This window comes from Pseudomonas kielensis (genome assembly GCF_014236655.1).
In the GTDB taxonomy this organism is placed as follows: Bacteria; Pseudomonadota; Gammaproteobacteria; order Pseudomonadales; family Pseudomonadaceae; genus Aquipseudomonas; species Aquipseudomonas kielensis.
On record NZ_JACMYG010000011.1, the window covers coordinates 21666 to 40874 of the forward strand.

The following is a 19209-nucleotide window of genomic DNA, read 5'->3' on the forward strand; positions in this document are numbered from 1 at the left end:
GATGACTCTTGCGCGGATGTCGACCAGCCTGCTTAACCACCTGCGTCATTGCCTGGGGCTGCTGCTCGTTTGCCTGGCCGCCCTGCCCGTGCACGCAGCCGATGTCCTGCTGACGGGAGTCGAGGACAGCCCCGGAGTGCAGGCCTTTACCCAGGCCCTGGCCCAGCAGCGACCCAAAGACAACGTGCGCTTCCTGCCATTGCGCGAGTTGCCGCCGCCCTCGCGCATTCCCTGTACGACCCGCCTGATTCTGCTGGACCTGGCCAGCCTCGACTGGCGCCTGCAGGACCACCAGGGCCCTCCCACCCTGGTGCTGCGGATCAGTCGCCTGCAAGCCAACCAACGGGTGGGCGACACCCGCCCGCTGCACCTGAGCCTGCTGTGGAGTGACCCACCGCTCAGCCGCCAACTGCGCCTGACCCGCAGCCTGCTGCCGCAAGCCAGGCGCATTGGCGTATTGTTCGGCAAGGACAGCGAGTTCCTGCTCAAGGAGCTGCACGGCGCCGCCCATCGCCTGGGCATGGAAGTCGTCGCCGAGCGCTGGGACAACACCAGTGACAGCCGGCCCCTGCAAGCGCTGCTGAAAAACAGCGATGTGTTGCTGGGTCTCGACGACCCGCACCTGTACAACCCGAAGACCGCAAAAAACCTGTTGCTCAGCAGCTACGGCCAGCAACGGGCACTGATCGGCCCCAATGCCGGGTTCGTCAAGGCTGGCAGCCTGGCCAGCAGCTACAGCGACCAGAGTGACTGGCTGGCGATTCTCGACGAGTTGCTCGACCGCCCGCCGGCCAGTTGGCCCCGCAGCCTCTATCCCACGCGCTTCAAAGTCGCCACCAACCCGCAAGTGGCACGCTCCCTGGGCCTCGAACAGATCGACCCCGTGGCGCTGGCTATCCAGTTGGCCGAAGGAGATACCTGGCCATGACCTTCCGTCGCCACTGGGGGATCAATACCCGCACCCAGGCCATCAGCCTCGGCCCGGCCCTGCTGCTGACCCTGCTGCTGATCAGCTTCTTTACCTTCGTGCGCATCCAGGACTTGCGCCAGGAACTCAATCACACCGGTCAACTGGTGGCCAATCAACTGGCCCCGGCCACCGAGTACGGAGTGATTTCCGGCAACAAGGAGGTGCTCGAAAGCCTGATGAAGGCCACGCTGGCCACGCCTCACGTGCGCTTCCTGCAAGTCCAGGACAGTGCCAACAACGTCCTGGTGTACGTCGAGCAACCGTCCCTCTCCCGCGGGCAGCCACAGCAGATCGAGGTATTCCAGGCACCGGTGCGCCTGCAACGCATCCAGCTCAACGACGACTTCCTGCAGGCCGTGCCCCCGCCCAGCGGCATTACGGAAGACTATCTGGGGCGAGTGATCGTCGGCATGTCCAACGATGCCTTCAGTCAGCGCCAACAGGAGATCGTTCTCAAGGCGGGCATCCTGGCGCTGTTCGCCCTGCTCTTTACCTTCCTCCTGGCCCGGCGTCTGGCCGCCAGCCTGTCGGAACCGATCAGCGCCATGGGCAACGCGGTGAAGGCCATCCAGCAAGGCGACTACAGCACCCCGCTGCCGATCGTCGACGATGCCGAGCTGGGCAACCTGTCGCGGCATATCAACAACCTGGCCGATGGCCTGGAGCAGGCCAGCCGCGAACAGCAGCAGGCCATGGCGCAACTGATCCAGACCCGTGAAGAGGCGGAAAAGGCCAACAGCGCCAAGTCCGATTTCCTGGCGATGATGAGCCACGAACTGCGCACCCCCATGAATGGCGTGCTGGGCATGTTGCAGCTCCTGGAAACCACCCAGATGACCGATGAGCAGGTCGAGTACGCGGCACTGGCGTCGGAGTCCACCGAGCACTTGCTCAAGGTGATCAACGACATTCTCGATTTCTCGCGCATCGAACGGGCGCCCCTGGAACTGGAGCACATCCCGTTCAACCTCGCCGAGCTGATCAACAGTTGCGCCCAGGCGTTTGCCCACAGTGCGCAGCAACGTGGCCTGAACCTGCAGCTGCAATTGGCCGATGGCATGCCAGCCCTGTACGTCCAGGGCGACCCGACGCGCATCCGGCAGATCCTGGTCAACCTGATCGGCAACGCCCTGAAATTCACCGAGCACGGCCAGGTGGCCATCCAGGCGCAGTGGCAATCGCTGGACCACGAACTGCTGTGGTTCACCTGCACGGTGCGCGACAGCGGAATCGGCATCTCCCCGGACAACCTGGAGCAGATGTTCAACGCATTCCAGCAGGCCGACAGTTCGATTTCCCGGCGCTATGGCGGCACCGGCCTGGGACTGCCGATCGCCCGCACCCTGGCCGAGCGCATGGGCGGCACCCTGCGCGCGCAAAGCGTGGAAGGCCAGGGTTCGGTCTTTACCCTGGAAATGCCCCTGGCCTTGTCGCGCCAGACCCTGCCCACACCCGTCCCTGCCGCACGCGCGGCGAGCAGCAATGGCGAGGGGCGCACTGTGTTGCTGGTGGAGGACAACCCGGTCAACCAGACCGTGATCGAGGCCATGCTGCGCAGCCTTGGCTTTACCGTCAGCGTCGCCAACGACGGTGCACAGGCGGTACGCAGTGCCGAGAGCCTGATTTTCGAGGCGATCCTGATGGATTGCCGGCTGCCCATCATCGATGGCTACGAAGCCACGCGGCAGATCCGTCAACTGCCCGGCTGCAGCGAAGTACCGATCATCGCCCTGACGGCCAACGCCTTGCAGGGCGACCGCGAGGCCTGCCTGGCAGCGGGAATGAACGATTACCTGGCCAAGCCTTTCAAACGCACTGATCTGCAGCAAATTCTCCAGCGTTGGCTGCAGTAGTACCGCCTAATCGAGCATCTGCGACTGGCGCGAAAACCGAAAGTGCGGCAGTCTTAGTCACCTCGACAGGCTCGATTTTGGGCTTGAATAATAATTTCAGTGCACAAGTGTACATTCATGTCCCTTGTCCTGTGACTTTCACCACAACGCAATAGTCTATGAGTAGGCTGCCGGTTCAAGGCATGAATGCTTTGATCGGCCGGGAAGATTTGCCCCACCTGCCGCATGGGACTATTGAGGAGCTCGCATGACCAAACAAAACGCCTTTACTCGGGAAGACCTGCTGCGCTGCAGTCGCGGTGAGCTGTTCGGCCCAGGTAACGCGCAACTGCCCGCCCCGAACATGTTGATGGTGGATCGCATCACCCATATCAGCGAAGAGGGTGGCAAGTACGGCAAAGGTGAATTGGTCGCAGAGCTGGATATCACTCCGGACCTGTGGTTCTTCGCCTGCCACTTCGAAGGTGATCCGGTGATGCCGGGCTGCCTGGGCCTCGACGCCATGTGGCAACTGGTCGGCTTCTTCCTCGGCTGGCAAGGTCTGCCAGGCCGCGGCCGTGCCCTGGGTTCGGGCGAAGTGAAATTCTTTGGCCAGGTCCTGCCGACCGCCAAGAAAGTCACCTACAACATTCAGATCAAGCGTGTACTCAAAGGCAAACTGAACCTGGCCATCGCCGATGGTTCGGTCAGCGTTGACGGCCGCGAGATCTACACCGCCGAAGGCCTTCGGGTCGGCGTTTTCACCTCCACTGACAACTTCTAAGGGTTATCCGCATGCGCCGCGTCGTTATCACTGGTCTGGGCATCGTTTCGTGCCTGGGCAATGACAAAGAGACCGTCTCCGCTAACCTGCGTGCAAGCCGCCCTGGCATCCGGTTCAACCCGGAATATGCCGAAATGGGTCTGCGTAGCCAGGTTTCCGGCTCCATTGACCTGCCCCTCGAAGAACTGATCGATCGCAAGATCTATCGCTTCGTCGGCCACGCGGCGGCTTACGCCTACCTGGCCATGAAAGACGCCATCACTGACTCCGGCCTGACCGAAGAGCAAGTGTCCAACCCGCGTACCGGCCTGATCGCCGGCTCCGGTGGCGCATCGACCCTGAACCAGATGGAAGCGCTGGACATCCTGCGCGAGAAAGGCGTCAAGCGCGTCGGCCCATACCGCGTGACGCGGACCATGAGCAGCACCGTTTCCGCGTGCCTGGCCACTCCATTCAAGATCAAGGGCCTGAACTACTCCATCGCTTCTGCCTGCGCCACCAGTGCTCACTGCATCGGTAACGCCATGGAGCAGATCCAGATGGGCAAGCAGGACATCGTGTTCGCCGGCGGCGGTGAAGAAGAGCATTGGAGCCAATCGTTCCTGTTCGACGCCATGGGCGCACTGTCCAGCCAGTACAACGAAACCCCGGAAAAAGCCTCCCGCGCCTACGACGCCAAGCGTGACGGTTTCGTCATCGCTGGCGGTGGCGGCATGGTCGTGGTGGAAGAGCTGGAACACGCTCTGGCCCGTGGCGCGAAGATCTACGCGGAAATCGTCGGCTACGGCGCGACGTCCGACGGCTACGACATGGTCGCGCCAAGCGGCGAAGGCGCCATCCGCTGCATGCAGATGGCGATGTCCACCGTTGATGCACCGATCGACTACCTCAACACCCACGGCACCTCGACTCCGGTCGGCGACGTCATGGAAATGAAAGGCGTGCGTGAAGTGTTCGGCGCCAAGGCTCCGGCCATCAGCTCCACCAAGAGCCTGTCGGGTCACTCCCTGGGCGCCGCCGGCGTTCATGAAGCGATCTACTGCATGCTGATGATGGAAGGCAACTTCATGGCCGGTTCGGCCAACATCGACGAGCTGGACCCGGAAGTGGCCGACATGCCAATTCTGACCAAGACCCGCGAAGACGTAGCCTTCAACACCGTGATGAGCAACAGCTTCGGCTTCGGTGGCACCAACGCCACCCTGGTCCTGCAGCGCTGGCAGGGTAAGTAACACCCCGCCGCACCGCCGCACAAAAAAACGCCCCGACTGGTTCGGGGCGTTTTTTTGTCTGCGATTCCTGTTCAGCGCACGGTGAAGCTTTTCTGCGTCAGCAAACGATCGCCCTGGAACACCATGAAGCGCCACTCGCCCGGCACCACCTCGTGGCTTTCAGTGAACTCATAGGCCATCACATCCTGCGGGGCACCCGGCAGCAGCTTCTGGACCACCTCCAGCTTGTCGTGACGCTCGCCGTCGGGGGTGCGAATGCCCGGCGTGAAGTACAGCAATGTCAGGGGCTGCCCCTCGACGGCCTTGCCGGTCAACTGATAACGGATACCGAACTTGGTACCCAGCTTGGCCGGCACCGTTTCGGTCTGGCGGATCGACTCGTTGCTGCGCCGCAACACCCGCTCCCCCGATTGCAGATCGGCCTTGGCCCCTTCGAACACACCATATTCCACCGGACCTTGCACGCTGACCTCGGCGCTGGCCAGGCCGCTGAGCAACATCAGCGTCGCCAATGCAGATAAACGAGTGAGGGACATTTCGCGCTCCTTGATTGAGATGGGCGCGAGGGTATGACACCCGGGTGACAGGCTGATGACAAACCGCCACTCAGCGTGCCCCTTGCGTCACCGCACGCGGCAGGACCGCCAGGAAGTTGTCCCGTGCAACCTGACGCGCGACCTCGGGTGGCAAGGCATCGAGAAAGGGGGTAAAGCCGTGCATTTGTTTACCCAGGGTCTTGAAGCGTCCGACCACATCGGAACCCAGCATGAAACGCTCTGGAAAGCGCGTGACCAGGCTTACCCACTCCGGGCGAGGCTGACCCGCCTCATCCAGCAGATAGGGCGTGAGCACGCTCCAGGACAGGTCGATGAACAGGTTGGGGTAGGCTTCGAGTAAACGCGTCAGGGTCGGCAGCAGGAAATCCAGCTGAGTTTGATGCCGATGGATCTCCAGGCTGGTGCCGGCGTGCGCCCAGATGAACCGCGTGTGGGGATGATTGCGCAGCGGCTCTTCAATTTCGGCCAGGTACAGCGGGTTTTTCTCACGCTTGGAAGTGATATTGGAATGCACCAGCACCGGCAAGTCGTTCTCTGCCGCCAGGTGGTAGATCCGCGTCATGGCCTCATTGTTCGCTCGCGGCGTGTCGCCGGAGGTCAGTGCGGTCAGGTCGTCATGCCGGGTAAATACCTCGCCTATGCCCTGCCACAAGCCGGGATTGAGGTCGAGCATGCGCTGGATATGTGCTGCAGAGTTCTTGTCGTTGGGGTTGAAGCCTGAGAGAAACGGATGAAAGTGCTGACGCTGTTCGGGAGTCAGCTTGTTCACCGCAGCGGCGACAATGACATCGGTGGCGCTGTACCAGTAGGCATCGGCATCATCCCCGGCGTAATAACGCGGGCGCTTGGGCTCGTCTTCATGCCACTTCTTCGCCACCGGGACGCCGGAAATCATCACATGCTCGATGCGATTATCCGCCATCGCCTTGAGCAGCTTCGGCATGCCGGCGGTTTCCTGGAAAAAATCCACATAGTGCAGGTGTGCATCGCTGTAGGCGTATTCACGGGCGTCCACCAGCCCGCTGATCAACACCAATAACCAGGCCGCATTCCAGGGCTTCAAAGACACGCGCGCACTCCGCCGACAGATGAACAGGGTAGACCCCGCACCGCGCCCAAGGGTTCAGCCCTAAAGAAAGTGGAACGCCTGATTGCGCGGATGCTCTATAACTGCAAGGTGTTTTTTCCGTCGTCTCCCACTGCCAGAGAGGTTAACCATGACCATTACCGTCAATACCGAATCCAGTGAAGGTTTTCGCCACAGCGTGCAGATCGATGAACATGAACTGTTTGCCGATGTCCCGGTGTCCGCCGGTGGTGAAGGTTCGGCACCAGAGCCCCACGACTACTTCGACGCCGCCCTCGGGGCGTGCAAGGCACTGACCCTGAAGCTATACGCGCAGAAAAAAGGCATCCCGCTGACCGGCGTCACAGTCGAGGTCAAGCACGACAATAGCCAGGAGCCAAAAGGCAAATACGCGCTGCACGTCAAGCTGACCCTCAAGGGCGTGCTCACCGATGCCCAGCGTGACGAACTGCACCGGGTAGCCGATCGCTGCCCGATCCACAAGCTGATGACCAGCAGTGAAGTGAGCATTGAAACCCACCTGTCTGAAGGCGCCTTCAGCCAATAGCGGCAAGTGCTGGCTGTGCGGGTTATGCTCAACGGCATCTTTCGTACAGCCTGGATTGCCCCATGAACGCTCCGCTCGTGATCCGCCCGCGCCCTGAAGAGGTCGAAGGCCAACCGATCCTGCGCCCGCTGCCCTCGGCCAAATGCCGCAGCGTCGGGCCTTTCGTGTTTTTCGACCACATGCTCCACACCCGCTACCCGGCCGGCCATGGCATGAACATCCGCCAACACCCGCACATCGGCCTCTCGACCCTGACCTACCTGTTCGAAGGCGAACTCCTGCACAAGGACAGCCTCGGCTCCGAACAAGTCGTCAAGGCCGGCGACGTCAGTTGGATGACCGCCGGCAGCGCCATAGCCCACGTCGAACGCACGCCCGCCGAACTGTGGGACCAGGACTTCACCATGCACGGCCTGCAAATCTGGCTGGCCTCGCCCAAGGAACACGAACAAGGCCCAGGCCTCTACAGCCACCACCCGGCCGCCAGCCTGCCGGTCAGCGATAACCTGGGAGTCACCATCCGCATGATCGCCGGTACCGGCTTCTGCCTGGAGTCTCCGGTGCCGGTGCTGTCCCCGACCCTGTACGCGGAACTGCAACTGCAAACCGCGACCACCCTGCTGATCCCCACCGAACACACAGAACGCGCCCTCTACATCCTCAGCGGCGACGCCCTGCTCAACGACCAACCCATCGAAGCACACGCGCTGGTGATCCTGCCAAGCGGCGAAGCAATGACCCTGTTCGCCGACAGCGACTGTCACGCCATCCTCTTCGGCGGCGCCCCCATGGACGGCCCACGCCGGATCAACTGGAACTTCGTCGCCAGCGACCCGACAGCCATCGAAGACGCACGCCGGCGCTGGGCAGCAGGCGACTGGCCAAGTGTTCCGGGGGAAAGCGAGAGAATTGAATTACCCAAAGGCAGAGGCTGAAACGCAGCCTCGCGGGCTCGACAGCTGTGGGGATTGGGGTATACCCGAAATCCATGGCATAGCGGAGATTGCCATCGCTAGCAGGCTAGCTCCCCCAGGGGAGATTCGGACACCAGAAAAAGCAGGCCGGCCGGTAGCTCGCCTGCAGCCCTTGATCCACCCGCTCCCCCCCGGATGGATACCGTAGCGAAGGAACCCCGAGCCTAGGCGAGGGGCCGTACGCCAGGGGTAAGAGCCCTTGGTTACTTGGGGTCGGGCGGCGTTCCGATTTTCCAAGTGACCCGCCGTTGAACTGCCCCCCTAAAGCTAAAGCCCAAACACCTCCCCCAACAAATCATGCATCGACCTAAACGCGCGACCCGCCACCTTGGCGTCATACATCATCATCCCCGGCACATTCGCATGAGGATCGGTAAACGAGTGAAAGGCCCCGCCATAACTCAACAACTGCCAATCCACACCCGCCGCATTCATCTCCGCTTCGAAAGCCGGCAACTGTTCCTTGGGCACCAGCGGGTCAGACGCCCCGTGCAACACCAGCACAGCCCCCTTGATGTGATTGGCATCACTGGCATCCGGTGTATCCAGGGTGCCGTGGAATGACACCGCCGCCTTCACCGGCGCCCCCGTGCGGGCAAACTCCAACGCACAGCAGCCACCAAAGCAGAAGCCAAACGTCGCCAGTTTAGAGGCATCGACCGCCGCCTCAGCCTGGCCCTGCAACTTTTCGAACGCCACCTGCATGCGCTTGCGCAACAACGCTCGGTCATTCTTCAGCGGCATCATCGCCGCGCCCGCCTGATCGTTGTTCTGCGGTCGAAGTGCCTGACCATAAAGGTCGGCAATCAGCACCACATAACCCTTGGCCGCGACCGCCTTGGCAATCTCCTCGGCACCCGCGCCCACGCCCATCCAGTTCGGCGCCATCAACAGGCCCGGACGCGGACCTGAGTGAGCAGCATCGAACGCCAGGCGACTTTCATATGGCTGGCCATCAATCTGATAGACCACGGAACGCACAGTGATTTGACTCATGACTCACTCCCGTCAATAAACGCCAGAATGAAAAAACCCGCCGAAGCGGGTTTTTCTACAACCTGTTTACACCGACAGCTCAACCAGCAGCTTGTTCAGCCGGCGCACATACGCCGCCGGGTCCTTGAGACTGTCGCCAGCCGCCAGGGCCGCCTGATCGAACAGGATGTGCGACAGATCACCAAACCGCTCGTCACTCTGCTCCGCGTCGAGCTTCTCGATCAGCGGGTGAGCCGGGTTGAATTCGAAGATCGGCTTGGAGTCCGGAACCTTCTGCCCGCTGGCTTCAAGGATCTGGCGCATCTGCAGGCCGAGGTCCTGCTCACCGATGGCCAGGATCGCCGGCGAATCGGTCAGGCGGTGGGAAACCCGCACTTGCGCAACAGAGTCGCCCAGCGCGGTTTTCAGACGCTCGACCAGGCCTTCCTTGGACTTGGCAACTTCTTCCGCCGCCTGCTTGTCCTCTGCCGAGTCCAGGTTGCCCAGGTCCAGGTCACCCCGCGCCACGTCGACAAAGCTCTTGCCGTCGAAATCGCTGAGGTAGCTCATCAGCCACTCGTCGATGCGATCGGTCAGCAGCAGCACTTCGATGCCTTTCTTGCGGAAGACTTCCAGGTGCGGGCTGTTCTTGACCTGCGCGTAGGTTTCGCCGGTCAGGTAGTAGATCTTGTCTTGACCTTCCTTGGCACGCGCCAGGTACTCGGCCAGGGAAACCACTTGCTCGCCTTCTTCGCCTTGGGTAGAGGCAAAGCGCAGCAGGCCCGCGATCTTCTCTTTGTTGGCGAAATCTTCGGCTGGGCCTTCTTTCATCACCTGACCGAAGTTTTTCCAGAAGCCTTTGTATTGCTCAGGATCGTTCTTCGCCAGTTTTTCCAGCATGTCCAGCACACGCTTGGTCAGCGCCGACTTCATCGAATCGATGATCGGGTCTTTCTGCAGGATTTCCCGCGACACGTTCAGCGACAGATCGTTGGAATCGACCACACCCTTGATGAAACGCAGGTACAGCGGCAGGAACGACTCCGCCTGATCCATGACGAACACCCGTTGCACGTACAGCTTCAGGCCTTTAGGCGCTTCACGCTGGTACAGGTCGAACGGAGCACGGGCCGGCACGTAGAGCAACGAGCTGTATTCCAGCTTGCCTTCGACCTTGTTGTGGCTCCAGCTCAGCGGATTCTCGAAATCGTGGGCGATGTGTTTGTAGAACTCCTGGTATTCCGAATCCGCAATCTCGGTACGCGGACGCGTCCACAGCGCGCTGGCACGGTTGACGGTTTCCCATTCAACGGCCGGCGCCTCTTCACCTTCGGCGGCCGTGACTTCTTTCGGCAGCTCGATCGGCAGTGCGATGTGGTCGGAGTACTTCTTGATGATGTTGCGCAGGCGCCAGCCGTCGGCAAACTCGTCTTCACCGGATTTCAGGTGCAGGACGATGCGGGTACCGCGCTCGGCTTTTTCAATGGTCGCGACTTCGAAATCGCCTTCGCCCTTGGACGACCAGTGCACGCCTTCGCTCGCGGCGAGGCCGGCACGGCGGCTGAACACTTCAACCTGGTCGGCAACGATGAACGCGGAGTAGAAACCTACGCCGAATTGACCGATCAGGTGCGAATCTTTCTTCTGATCACCGGTCAGGTGCTTCATGAAATCGGCGGTGCCGGACTTGGCGATGGTGCCCAGATGCGTGATCGCATCTTCGCGGCTCATACCGATACCGTTGTCTTCGAGGGTGACGGTTTTGGCGTCTTTGTCGAAGCTCACACGGATTTTCAGTTCCGCGCCGCCTTCCAGCAACTCAGGCTTGGACAGGGCTTCGAAACGTAATTTGTCGACAGCGTCAGAGGCGTTGGAGATGAGTTCGCGAAGGAAAATTTCCTTGTTGGAGTACAGCGAATGGATCATCAGGTGCAGCAGTTGCTTTACCTCGGTCTGGAAGCCCAGGGTTTCCTTTTGAGTTTCCACGCTCATGGTCATCAAACTCCGATTGGATGGCAGTGGCCGCGCCCTGAAGGGTGGCGGCGGGATGTCATTCAAAGTGGGGGCGTCACCGAGGATTTCAAGGGCTGGGTGTTTCCTCGATCTTGAAATGCGCACGCGCCGTGGCAATCGGTTCAGCTTCAGTGCTCTGCCACGCGGTTATCGCCACGTTGGCGACGCGCCGCCCCTGCCGGCACACCTGGCATTTGGCGTAGGTGTCGCGAAACTGCCCGGCCCGCAGATAGTCGAGGGAAAAGTCGATGATCTTCGGTACTCCCGGCGAGCCGGTAAACACCACCAGGTGCAGGGCAGCGGCCAGCTCCATGAAACCCGCAATCACCCCGCCGTGAATCGCCGGCAACAAAGGATTACCGATGTTGTCTTTGTTCGCCGGCAAGCGAAACAGCAGCTCATCGCCCAGGCGCGAGCATTCGATGCCGATCAACTTGGCGTAAGGGATCAGGTGCAGCAGCGAGGCATAGTCGCCACGCTCATGGGCCTGTTGCAGTTGTGTCTTGAAGTCATCGTTCATTGTTGCCCACCCGTGATCGAACCGCCGAAGCCCTTGGTGCCCTTGATCCCTTTGCCCATGCGCATGAAGGTTCCGACCACATGGGCGATGGGCTGCTGCGGATCATCCTGGTAGGCAAAGCCGCGGGTAAAGATCACGTCGGTGGTGACCCGGTAGCACTGGGCAAAGCCGTACACATCCTTGTGGGGTTCAGCCGGGTGCATGTAGTCGATGCGCAGGTCCAGGGTCGGACACACTTCGAACTCCGGCAGCACACACAGGGTGGCCATGCCACAGGCGGTGTCCATCAGGGAGGTAATGGCTCCACCATGAATCACCCCGGTCTGCGGATTACCGACAATCTGCGGGCTGTAGGGCAAGGTGATGGTCATGCCGTCCTGGCTGGCGCTGTGCACATGCAAGCCGAGGACCTGGCAATGACGCAGGGCCGACAAAAAGCGCATCGCGCGCTCAAAAATGGGGTTATCCGACATTCGCTATAGGCTCTGATTAGTGTTGGTGCTTAGCGGTTATGGGCCTAAGAAAAAGTTCCCACAAGAATAAACTTATATATCTGTGAGAAACATGGAACTTAACCCATCAGGCCGTGCTCGAAAGGCCAAGTAGATATTTTCCATAAGGAGAAACACCCCATGCGTAAGACTTTAGCTATTGCCTTGATGTTGACCGCTTCCCTCGGTCTCGCTGCCTGCGATAAAAAATCCGAGGACAAAGCTCAAGATGCTACCCAACATGCCGAGCAAGCTCAGCAGGACATGAACAAAGCTCAGGATAAAGTGAACGACGCTGCGAAAGAAAACGCCGAAGCTGCCAAAGCTCAGGCTGAATCGAACAAAGCCGCTGCCGAAGAAGCCGCTCCAAAAACCAATTAATGGTTTTAGCGCTGCACAATAAAGCCCGCCAAGTGCGGGCTTTATTGTGCGCGTTGTAAACGTACTAGAGCAGCACGCTGCGAAATGTCGGGCTGAGCATCAGCAACAATGAACAGACCAGGCCGATACACCACACCAGGCTCCGCTGCCAGGCCAGGTCGGCCCAGTAGCACAGCAAATAGATCACCCGGGCAACCACGAAGACCACCGCCAACCCGTCGATCAGCCACCCCGCCGTCTGCGTGGTGTGCGCCATCAACACCCCCACCGCAAACAGGATGAACGCCTCGAAACTGTTCTGATGGGCCGCCAACGCGCGGGCACCCAATCCGCTCAACTGCGCCTGTTGCTGGCGCGGCAGGTGATTGTTGTAACCGCCCTGCTCTTTCATGGCCTTGGTCACGGGCACACGCGCGACAAAAATCAGCAAGCCGCAGATCAATACGCACCAGAACGGAATACTCATCAGCTCACCTCTTTGTTGACCTCGGGCATTGGCGCCTCAGTAGGGGTATAGACCATTACTTCGAGGACGTCGGAATGAAACTCCCGGCGATACAACACAAACACCACCCCGGCACTCATCGACATGAACAACCAGGGACTGACAAACCAGGCCAGCATGGTCATGCCGAAGTAATAAGAACGCAGGCCAAAGTTGAACTGGTTGGCGGCCATCGAAATCACTCGGGCCGCCCGCGCAGCAAATGCCTTGCGCTCCTGCTCGGAAACATGGCGCTCACCGACCATGGGCGCCGAGCCCACCAGGATCGCGGCGAAGTTGTACTGGCGCATGCACCAACTGAACGTGAAGAAGGCATAGACAAACACCAGCGCCAGGCACAGCAGCTTGATTTCCGACATGCCCTGGGACGCCTGCTGCACCATCGGAATGTCTGCCAGCAACGACACCGCGCGCTCGGAAGCACCGAGTACCGTGAGAATACCGGCGAGAATAATCAGGGTACTGGAGGCAAAGAAGGACGCGTTGCGCTCCAGGTTGCCAATCACGCTGGCGTCGGCAATGCGGTTGTCGCGCAGCAGCATGCGGCGCATCCAGTCTTCACGGTACAGGTGCAATACGCTGGCCAGGCAGGCCGTGTCGCGCCCCTTCCAGCTGGCATAACGGGTGTAGCCGCCCCAGCAGATGACAAACCAGAGCGCGGCGATAAGGTGGATCAGATTGGCATGGATGAACGACATGTAATTCCCTGTGAAGTTTGAGCGCAGAACCCGTGAGAGCGATCCTTGCATGCTTCGACGTTAGCTCAGGGAAAAAGGCACGGCCATGCGCCCATAAAAAATGCCCCGTATCAGTCGATACGGGGCATTTCGGTTTTCGCTCAAGCCCGCTTGTGGCGGTCGGCGTCAGTTACGCCATAGCTTCGCTGCGCTTGCCCAGCAGGCGGTCGCAGGCCACTGCCACCACCAGGGTGAAGACGCATGGCACCAGCCACGCCAGGCCTTGTTCGGCCAGCGGCAAGCGGGTCAGTTGAGTCGGCATCCAGTCAGCCAGGCCAGCGCCCTTGAGCGCGTCGATCAGGCCAAACAGGAACGACACCAGCATCACCGGACCGACAATCCGCCCCTGCTCCAGCCAGAAGTCTTTGCAGAAGCTCAGGGCCACCAGCACGATGCACGGCGGGTAGATAGCGGTCAGGACCGGGATCGAGAACGCAATCAGCTTGGTCAGGCCCAGGTTGGACACCACCAGGGAGAACAGCGCCAGGATCACCACCAGGGTCTTGTAGGACAGTGGCAGCACACGGCTGAAGTATTCGGCACAGGCACAGGTCAGGCCGACTGCCGTTACCAGGCAAGCCAGGGAAATCAGTACCGCCAGGAAACCGCTGCCCAGCGAACCGAAGGTGTGCTGCACGTAGGCATGCAGGACGGCAGCGCCGTTGGTTGCGCCCACTGCCACTTCATGGCTGCCGGAACCGAGGCGGAACAGGCTGACATACACCAGCGCCAGGCCCACGCCGGCAATCAGCCCGGCAATGATCGCGTAGCGGGTAATCAGCGCTGGCGACTCGACGCCACGGGAACGAATGGCATTGACGATAACGATCCCGAACACCAAGGCGCCCAGGGTATCCATGGTCAGGTAACCATTGATGAAGCCCTGGGAGAACGGTGCCGCCACGTATTCCGGCGTACCCTGCCCGATATCCCCGGCCGGCAACGCGAACGCGGCGATCCCGAGCACTGCCAGGGCAATGATCTTCAGGGGCGCGAGGAAGCGACCCACGGTGTCCAGCAGACGGCCCGGGTACAGGGAAATGAAGAACACCAGCAGGAAGTACACCGCGCTGTAGAGCAACAGCGCCGCCGGGCTTTCGCCGGTCAGTGGTGCCAGGCCCACTTCGAAGGACACGGTGGCGGTACGTGGGGTAGCGAACAGCGGGCCCACGGCGAGGTAGCAAGCAGCCGCCAGGATGCCACCGGCGATTTTACCGATCGGACTGCTCAGGGCATCCATCGCCCCCCCGACCTTGGCCAGCGCAACGACGGTGATCACCGGCAAACCCACCGCCGTGATCAGAAAACCCAGCGCCGCCATCCAGACATGAGGCCCGGACTGCAAACCGACGATAGGCGGGAAGATGATGTTGCCAGCCCCGACGAACAGGGCAAACGTCATAAAACCAAGTGCCAGAATGTCCTGGCCTTTCAACACTTTCATTAAGGAAATACCACACTACTGAATCGGAATTTAGAGAGGGATTTCCCTGAAGGGTGAGGGAAATGCTGTCGGTCCGTATGGGACTGACCCGTTTAGCGCGCAGCAACCTTGTGGGTCGCAGACGCAAAAATGGCGAGTAGCCTAACGAATTTAACCGGAAAACGCACTGTTAAAGGGCGAACTATCCGATATGCGACATTTCGATGTCGCGTTTTTGCATATAAAGGGTTGGCGCATGTAATTGCGCCTTCGCGAGCAAGCTCGCTCCCACATTGGAATGCGTCCACCTGTGGGAGCGGGCTTGCCCGCGAAGAGGCCAGCACAGCCAACACAAATGCCGGAAACGACAAAGGCCACCCGAAGGTGGCCTTTGTTTGGTGAAGCGTCAGCTAAGCGCGAGGCTTACTTGACAGCCCAACCGGTCAGCTCGGACAAAGCCTTGCCGATGTCTGCCAGCGAACGCACGGTTTTCACGCCTGCGTCTTCCAGGGCAGCAAACTTCTCGTCTGCAGTGCCTTTGCCGCCAGAGATGATTGCGCCAGCATGGCCCATGCGCTTGCCCGGAGGAGCAGTCACACCAGCGATGTAGGAAACAACCGGCTTGGTCACGTGTGCCTTGATGTAGGCAGCCGCTTCTTCTTCAGCCGAACCGCCGATCTCACCGATCATCACGATCGCTTCGGTCTTCGGGTCTTCCTGGAACAGCTTCAGGATGTCGATGAAGTTCGAACCCGGGATCGGGTCACCACCGATGCCGACGCAAGTCGACTGACCGAAACCGGCGTCAGTAGTCTGCTTGACAGCTTCGTAGGTCAGGGTGCCGGAACGCGAAACGATACCGACCTTGCCTGGCAAGTGAATGTGACCTGGCATGATGCCGATCTTGCATTCGCCTGGGGTGATCACGCCTGGGCAGTTAGGGCCGATCAGGACTACGCCCAGCTCGTCGCACTTAACTTTAGCGTCCAGCATGTCCAGGGTAGGAATGCCTTCGGTGATGCACACGATCAGCTTGATGCCACCGAAAGCAGCTTCCAGGATCGAGTCTTTGCAGAAAGGAGCCGGAACGTAGATCACGCTGGCGGTAGCGCCAGTGGCGGCTACTGCGTCTTTAACGGTGTTGAACACTGGCAGGCCCAGGTGCTCGGTGCCGCCTTTGCCCGGAGTTACGCCACCCACCATCTTGGTGCCGTACTCGATGGCTTGCTGGGTGTGGAAACTACCTTGCGAACCGGTAATACCCTGGCAGATAACTTTGGTGTCTTTATTGATCAGGACGCTCATTATTTGCCCTCCGCAGCTTTGACAACTTGTTGAGCAGCGTCGGTCAGGCTGGTAGCAGCGATGATGTTCAAACCGCTTTCTGCCAGTACTTTAGCGCCCAGCTCAGCGTTGTTGCCTTCAAGGCGAACAACAACCGGGATTTTCACGCCGACTTCTTTCACAGCGCCAATGATGCCTTCGGCAATCATGTCGCAGCGAACGATGCCGCCGAAGATGTTGACCAGTACGGCCGCGACGTTAGTGTCGGACAGGATGATCTTGAACGCTTCGGTAACGCGTTCTTTGGTAGCACCGCCGCCCACGTCGAGGAAGTTGGCTGGTTTGCCGCCATGCAGGTTGACGATGTCCATGGTACCCATGGCCAGGCCAGCACCGTTGACCATGCAACCGATGTTGCCTTCCAGCGCTACGTAGTTCAGTTCGAACTTGGCAGCGTGCGCTTCGCGCGGATCGTCTTGCGACGGATCGTGGAAAGTCTTCAGCTTAGGCTGACGGTACATGGCGTTGGCGTCGATGTTGATCTTCGCGTCCAGGCAGTGCAGATCGCCGTCAGCCTTGATCACCAGCGGGTTCACTTCCAGCAGAGCCAGGTCGTGATCCTTGAACAGCTTGGCCAGACCTACGAAGATCTTGGCGAACTGAGCAACTTGCTTGCCTTCCAGACCCAGCTGGAATGCCAGCTCGCGACCCTGGAATGGCTGAGCGCCAACCAGTGGATCGATAGTGGCCTTGAGAATTTTTTCTGGAGTGTCGTGAGCGATTTTCTCGATGTCCACGCCACCTTCGGTGGAAGCCATGAACACGATGCGACGGCTCGAACGGTCAACGACAGCGCCCAGGTACAGCTCTTTAGCGATATCAGTGCACGATTCAACCAGGATCTTGGTGACTGGCTGACCATTGGCATCAGTCTGGTAAGTCACCAGACGCTTGCCCAACCACTGTTGAGCGAATGCTTTAGCGTCTTCTTTGCTGCGAACCAGCTTGACGCCGCCCGCTTTACCGCGACCACCGGCGTGAACCTGGGCTTTGACAACCCACTCGCTGCCGCCGATTTTGTCGCAAGCTTCTGCTGCTGCTTCCGGGGTGTCTACCGCGTAACCGGTGGATACTGGCAGGCCGTACTCAGCGAACAGCTGCTTACCCTGATACTCGTGAAGATTCATGCTTATTACCGTCTTCGTTAGGTACTGCGCATTCGGTGCTGCACTGTGGAGTGCCGCACCACCTGTGACTGCTGCTTGCGTAGCCTAAGCTACGCAAGACTGCGTCCAGCGGATATTCCGCGGTGAGTCTTGCATGCAAGGCTCACGACGGGCCATACCGCCGTGGTTTCTTATTGTCTTAACGCTTCTTGCGGTTGGCGATGTGAATGGCGCCGCCATTCACTGCCAGAGCAGCTTCGTGCAAGGCTTCGGACAGGGTCGGATGGGAGAAGACCATCATGCCCAGGTCTTCGGCGCTGGTGCCGAATTCCATGCCGATTGCGCCCTGTTGAACCAGTTCTGCAGCGCTCGGGCCAATCACGTGGACGCCCAATACGCGGTCAGTCTTGGCATCGGCGATCACTTTGACGAAACCGCCGGTATCGTTGGCTGCCATGGCACGGCCACTGGCTGCGAACGGGAAAGTGCCGACGTTAACTTCAACGCCTTCAGCTTTCAAGGCCTGCTCGGTTTTACCAACCCATGCAATTTCCGGGTGAGTATAAATAACCGAAGGGATCAAATCATAGTTCATCTGGGCTTTGTGGCCCTTGATGCGCTCGACGACCATGATGCCCTCTTCCGAGGCCTTGTGCGCCAGCATCATGCCGCGAACCACGTCGCCGATGGCGTAGACACCCGGCACGGTCGTTGCGCAGTGATCGTCAACATGCACAAAACCGCGCTCGTCGAGGGTCACGCCGCAATCAGCGGAAAGCAGATCAGTGGTCACTGGACGGCGACCAACGGCTACGATCAGCTTGTCGAAGGTGATGGTCTGTTCGCCGTTGGCGTCGGTGTAGGTCACGACCACTTCTTCGCCGTTGACCTTGGAGCCGGTGACGCGAGCGCCCAGCTTGATGTCCAGACCTTGTTTGGTCAGGGTTTTCAGTGCTTCCTTGGAAACGGCGGTGTCGGCAGCCATCAGGAAGGTGTCCAGGGCTTCCAGGACAGTCACTTCAGCGCCCAGACGGGACCATACCGAACCCAATTCCAGGCCGATCACGCCAGCGCCGATCACGCCCAGACGTTTTGGCACAGCCTGGAATTCCAGGGCGCCAGTCGAATCGACGATCACGTTCTGGTCAACCGGAGCCGGTGGAATGTCGATCGGACGCGAACCTGGCGCCAGGATCACGTTCTCGGCTTCGATGATTTCTACCGAACCGTCAGGCTTGGTGACTTCGACTTTCTTGCCAGCCAGCAGTTTGCCGTGGCCCTGGATCGAGGTCACGCCGTTGGCCTTGAACAGGGTGGCAACACCCGAAGTCAGGCCTTTGACGATGTTGGCTTTACGGCCGACCATCGCTGGAACGTCCATGGTCACGCCAGCGTGGTTGATACCGTGGATCGCGAAGCCGTCTTGTGCTTCGTGGAACTTCCAGGAGCTGTCCAGCAGCGCCTTGGATGGAATGCAGCCGACGTTCAGGCAAGTACCGCCCAGAGCCAGTTTGCCTTCCTTGTCGGTGTACTTCTCGATGCAGGCTGTCGAAAGACCCAGTTGGGCGGCCTTGATGGCTGCTACATAGCCGCCAGGGCCGGCACCGATCACTACTACGTCAAATTTCTGCGACATTGAAAAAAATCCTCTTTAGCGAAAAGCCTGAAGCCGCGAGCCACAAGCCAGACTGCCTTTACCAGCAGCCTGAGGCCTGCAGCTCGCGGCTGCTT

General features: G+C 60.0%; 19 protein-coding genes. 7 read left to right on the forward strand and 12 right to left on the reverse strand.

Going from position 1 to position 19209, the window contains the following annotated elements; translation table 11 throughout:
* The first annotated feature begins 1 nt into the window (after window position 1).
* The 4 genes from H7995_RS13005 (at window position 2) to fabB (ending at window position 4818) form a co-directional block, all read left to right on the forward strand.
* Window positions 2-928 (forward strand): ABC transporter substrate-binding protein, encoded by a 927-nt coding sequence (locus H7995_RS13005; protein WP_178117401.1) that lies wholly within the window; start codon window positions 2-4, stop codon window positions 926-928.
* Window positions 925-2823, forward strand: coding sequence for an ATP-binding protein (locus H7995_RS13010; RefSeq protein ID WP_185818459.1), 1899 nt, complete (start codon window positions 925-927; stop codon window positions 2821-2823). The genes H7995_RS13005 and H7995_RS13010 overlap by 4 nt, the downstream gene beginning before the upstream one ends.
* 247 nt (window positions 2824-3070) lie before the next feature.
* The gene (gene fabA, locus H7995_RS13015; RefSeq protein WP_010211704.1) at window positions 3071-3586 is read left to right on the forward strand and encodes a 3-hydroxyacyl-[acyl-carrier-protein] dehydratase FabA; all 516 of its coding nucleotides are present in this window, start codon (window positions 3071-3073) and stop codon (window positions 3584-3586) included.
* 11 nt (window positions 3587-3597) lie between these two features.
* Window positions 3598-4818, forward strand: coding sequence for a beta-ketoacyl-ACP synthase I (gene fabB, locus H7995_RS13020; protein WP_166590846.1), 1221 nt, complete (start codon window positions 3598-3600; stop codon window positions 4816-4818).
* 71 nt (window positions 4819-4889) lie between these two features.
* Here the strand turns inward: fabB and H7995_RS13025 are convergent, their stop codons facing one another.
* Window positions 4890-5354: a DUF3859 domain-containing protein gene (locus tag H7995_RS13025; protein ID WP_182343936.1), complete on the reverse strand. Its 465-nt coding sequence runs from the start codon at window positions 5352-5354 to the stop codon at window positions 4890-4892.
* 70 nt (window positions 5355-5424) lie between these two features.
* A complete protein-coding gene (locus H7995_RS13030) occupies window positions 5425-6444 on the reverse strand; it encodes an amidohydrolase family protein (RefSeq protein WP_182343934.1) in 1020 nt (339 codons plus the stop codon).
* A gap of 148 nt (window positions 6445-6592) precedes the next feature.
* Here H7995_RS13030 and H7995_RS13035 point away from each other — a divergent pair, with 148 nt between their 5' ends.
* Both H7995_RS13035 and H7995_RS13040 read left to right on the forward strand, forming a co-directional pair.
* Window positions 6593-7009, forward strand: a complete 417-nt coding sequence (locus H7995_RS13035; protein ID WP_166590849.1) for an OsmC family protein — start codon at window positions 6593-6595, stop codon at window positions 7007-7009.
* A gap of 62 nt (window positions 7010-7071) precedes the next feature.
* A complete protein-coding gene (locus H7995_RS13040; protein ID WP_182343932.1) occupies window positions 7072-7944 on the forward strand; it encodes a pirin family protein in 873 nt (290 codons plus the stop codon).
* Window positions 7945-8250: 306 nt separating this feature from the next.
* On the opposite strand, the gene H7995_RS13045 is transcribed toward H7995_RS13040, so the two are convergent.
* The 4 genes from H7995_RS13045 to H7995_RS13060 all read right to left on the reverse strand — a co-directional run bounded on the left by H7995_RS13045 (window position 8251) and on the right by H7995_RS13060 (window position 11964).
* Window positions 8251-8979, reverse strand: a complete 729-nt coding sequence (locus H7995_RS13045) for a dienelactone hydrolase family protein (RefSeq protein WP_182343930.1) — start codon at window positions 8977-8979, stop codon at window positions 8251-8253.
* Window positions 8980-9045: 66 nt separating this feature from the next.
* Window positions 9046-10950 (reverse strand): molecular chaperone HtpG, encoded by a 1905-nt coding sequence (htpG, locus tag H7995_RS13050; protein WP_166590852.1) that lies wholly within the window; start codon window positions 10948-10950, stop codon window positions 9046-9048.
* Window positions 10951-11038: 88 nt separating this feature from the next.
* Window positions 11039-11491 (reverse strand): PaaI family thioesterase, encoded by a 453-nt coding sequence (locus tag H7995_RS13055; RefSeq protein WP_166590853.1) that lies wholly within the window; start codon window positions 11489-11491, stop codon window positions 11039-11041.
* Window positions 11488-11964 (reverse strand): PaaI family thioesterase, encoded by a 477-nt coding sequence (locus H7995_RS13060; RefSeq protein ID WP_166590854.1) that lies wholly within the window; start codon window positions 11962-11964, stop codon window positions 11488-11490. The genes H7995_RS13055 and H7995_RS13060 overlap by 4 nt, the downstream gene beginning before the upstream one ends.
* Window positions 11965-12123: 159 nt before the next feature.
* Here H7995_RS13060 and H7995_RS13065 point away from each other — a divergent pair, with 159 nt between their 5' ends.
* On the forward strand, window positions 12124-12363 hold the full coding sequence (locus tag H7995_RS13065; RefSeq protein ID WP_182343928.1) for a hypothetical protein: 240 nt from the start codon (window positions 12124-12126) through the stop codon (window positions 12361-12363).
* 64 nt (window positions 12364-12427) lie between these two features.
* Here H7995_RS13065 and H7995_RS13070 read toward each other — a convergent pair whose 3' ends face one another.
* The 6 genes from H7995_RS13070 to lpdA form a co-directional block, all read right to left on the reverse strand.
* Entirely contained in the window at window positions 12428-12829 is a 402-nt protein-coding gene (locus tag H7995_RS13070) for an MAPEG family protein (RefSeq protein WP_185818460.1), read from the reverse strand.
* Window positions 12829-13566 (reverse strand): DUF599 domain-containing protein, encoded by a 738-nt coding sequence (locus H7995_RS13075; RefSeq protein ID WP_166590857.1) that lies wholly within the window; start codon window positions 13564-13566, stop codon window positions 12829-12831. Before H7995_RS13075 ends, H7995_RS13070 begins: the two co-directional genes overlap by 1 nt.
* A 169-nt stretch (window positions 13567-13735) precedes the next feature.
* The gene (brnQ, locus tag H7995_RS13080; protein WP_185818461.1) at window positions 13736-15049 is read right to left on the reverse strand and encodes a branched-chain amino acid transport system II carrier protein; all 1314 of its coding nucleotides are present in this window, start codon (window positions 15047-15049) and stop codon (window positions 13736-13738) included.
* A 402-nt stretch (window positions 15050-15451) separates the two neighbouring features.
* On the reverse strand, window positions 15452-16333 hold the full coding sequence (gene sucD / locus H7995_RS13085; protein ID WP_053156820.1) for a succinate--CoA ligase subunit alpha: 882 nt from the start codon (window positions 16331-16333) through the stop codon (window positions 15452-15454).
* Window positions 16333-17499, reverse strand: a complete 1167-nt coding sequence (gene sucC, locus H7995_RS13090; RefSeq protein WP_007919879.1) for an ADP-forming succinate--CoA ligase subunit beta — start codon at window positions 17497-17499, stop codon at window positions 16333-16335. Before sucC ends, sucD begins: the two co-directional genes overlap by 1 nt.
* Window positions 17500-17677: 178 nt before the next feature.
* Entirely contained in the window at window positions 17678-19114 is a 1437-nt protein-coding gene (gene lpdA / locus H7995_RS13095; RefSeq protein ID WP_166590859.1) for a dihydrolipoyl dehydrogenase, read from the reverse strand.
* Window positions 19115-19209 lie beyond the last annotated feature (95 nt).

Coding starts and splice junctions, on each gene's coding strand:
- H7995_RS13005 (WP_178117401.1), top strand. CDS start 2: ATGACTCTTGCGCGGATGTCGACCAGCCTGCTTAACCACCTGCGTCAT.
- H7995_RS13025 (WP_182343936.1), bottom strand. CDS start 5,354: ATGTCCCTCACTCGTTTATCTGCATTGGCGACGCTGATGTTGCTCAGC.
- htpG (WP_166590852.1), bottom strand. CDS start 10,950: ATGAGCGTGGAAACTCAAAAGGAAACCCTGGGCTTCCAGACCGAGGTA.
- fabA (WP_010211704.1), top strand. CDS start 3,071: ATGACCAAACAAAACGCCTTTACTCGGGAAGACCTGCTGCGCTGCAGT.
- H7995_RS13065 (WP_182343928.1), top strand. CDS start 12,124: ATGCGTAAGACTTTAGCTATTGCCTTGATGTTGACCGCTTCCCTCGGT.
- sucC (WP_007919879.1), bottom strand. CDS start 17,499: ATGAATCTTCACGAGTATCAGGGTAAGCAGCTGTTCGCTGAGTACGGC.
- H7995_RS13070 (WP_185818460.1), bottom strand. CDS start 12,829: ATGAGTATTCCGTTCTGGTGCGTATTGATCTGCGGCTTGCTGATTTTT.
- H7995_RS13010 (WP_185818459.1), top strand. CDS start 925: ATGACCTTCCGTCGCCACTGGGGGATCAATACCCGCACCCAGGCCATC.
- H7995_RS13075 (WP_166590857.1), bottom strand. CDS start 13,566: ATGTCGTTCATCCATGCCAATCTGATCCACCTTATCGCCGCGCTCTGG.
- fabB (WP_166590846.1), top strand. CDS start 3,598: ATGCGCCGCGTCGTTATCACTGGTCTGGGCATCGTTTCGTGCCTGGGC.
- brnQ (WP_185818461.1), bottom strand. CDS start 15,049: ATGAAAGTGTTGAAAGGCCAGGACATTCTGGCACTTGGTTTTATGACG.
- H7995_RS13040 (WP_182343932.1), top strand. CDS start 7,072: ATGAACGCTCCGCTCGTGATCCGCCCGCGCCCTGAAGAGGTCGAAGGC.
- lpdA (WP_166590859.1), bottom strand. CDS start 19,114: ATGTCGCAGAAATTTGACGTAGTAGTGATCGGTGCCGGCCCTGGCGGC.
- H7995_RS13045 (WP_182343930.1), bottom strand. CDS start 8,979: ATGAGTCAAATCACTGTGCGTTCCGTGGTCTATCAGATTGATGGCCAG.
- H7995_RS13060 (WP_166590854.1), bottom strand. CDS start 11,964: ATGTCGGATAACCCCATTTTTGAGCGCGCGATGCGCTTTTTGTCGGCC.
- sucD (WP_053156820.1), bottom strand. CDS start 16,333: ATGAGCGTCCTGATCAATAAAGACACCAAAGTTATCTGCCAGGGTATT.
- H7995_RS13055 (WP_166590853.1), bottom strand. CDS start 11,491: ATGAACGATGACTTCAAGACACAACTGCAACAGGCCCATGAGCGTGGC.
- H7995_RS13035 (WP_166590849.1), top strand. CDS start 6,593: ATGACCATTACCGTCAATACCGAATCCAGTGAAGGTTTTCGCCACAGC.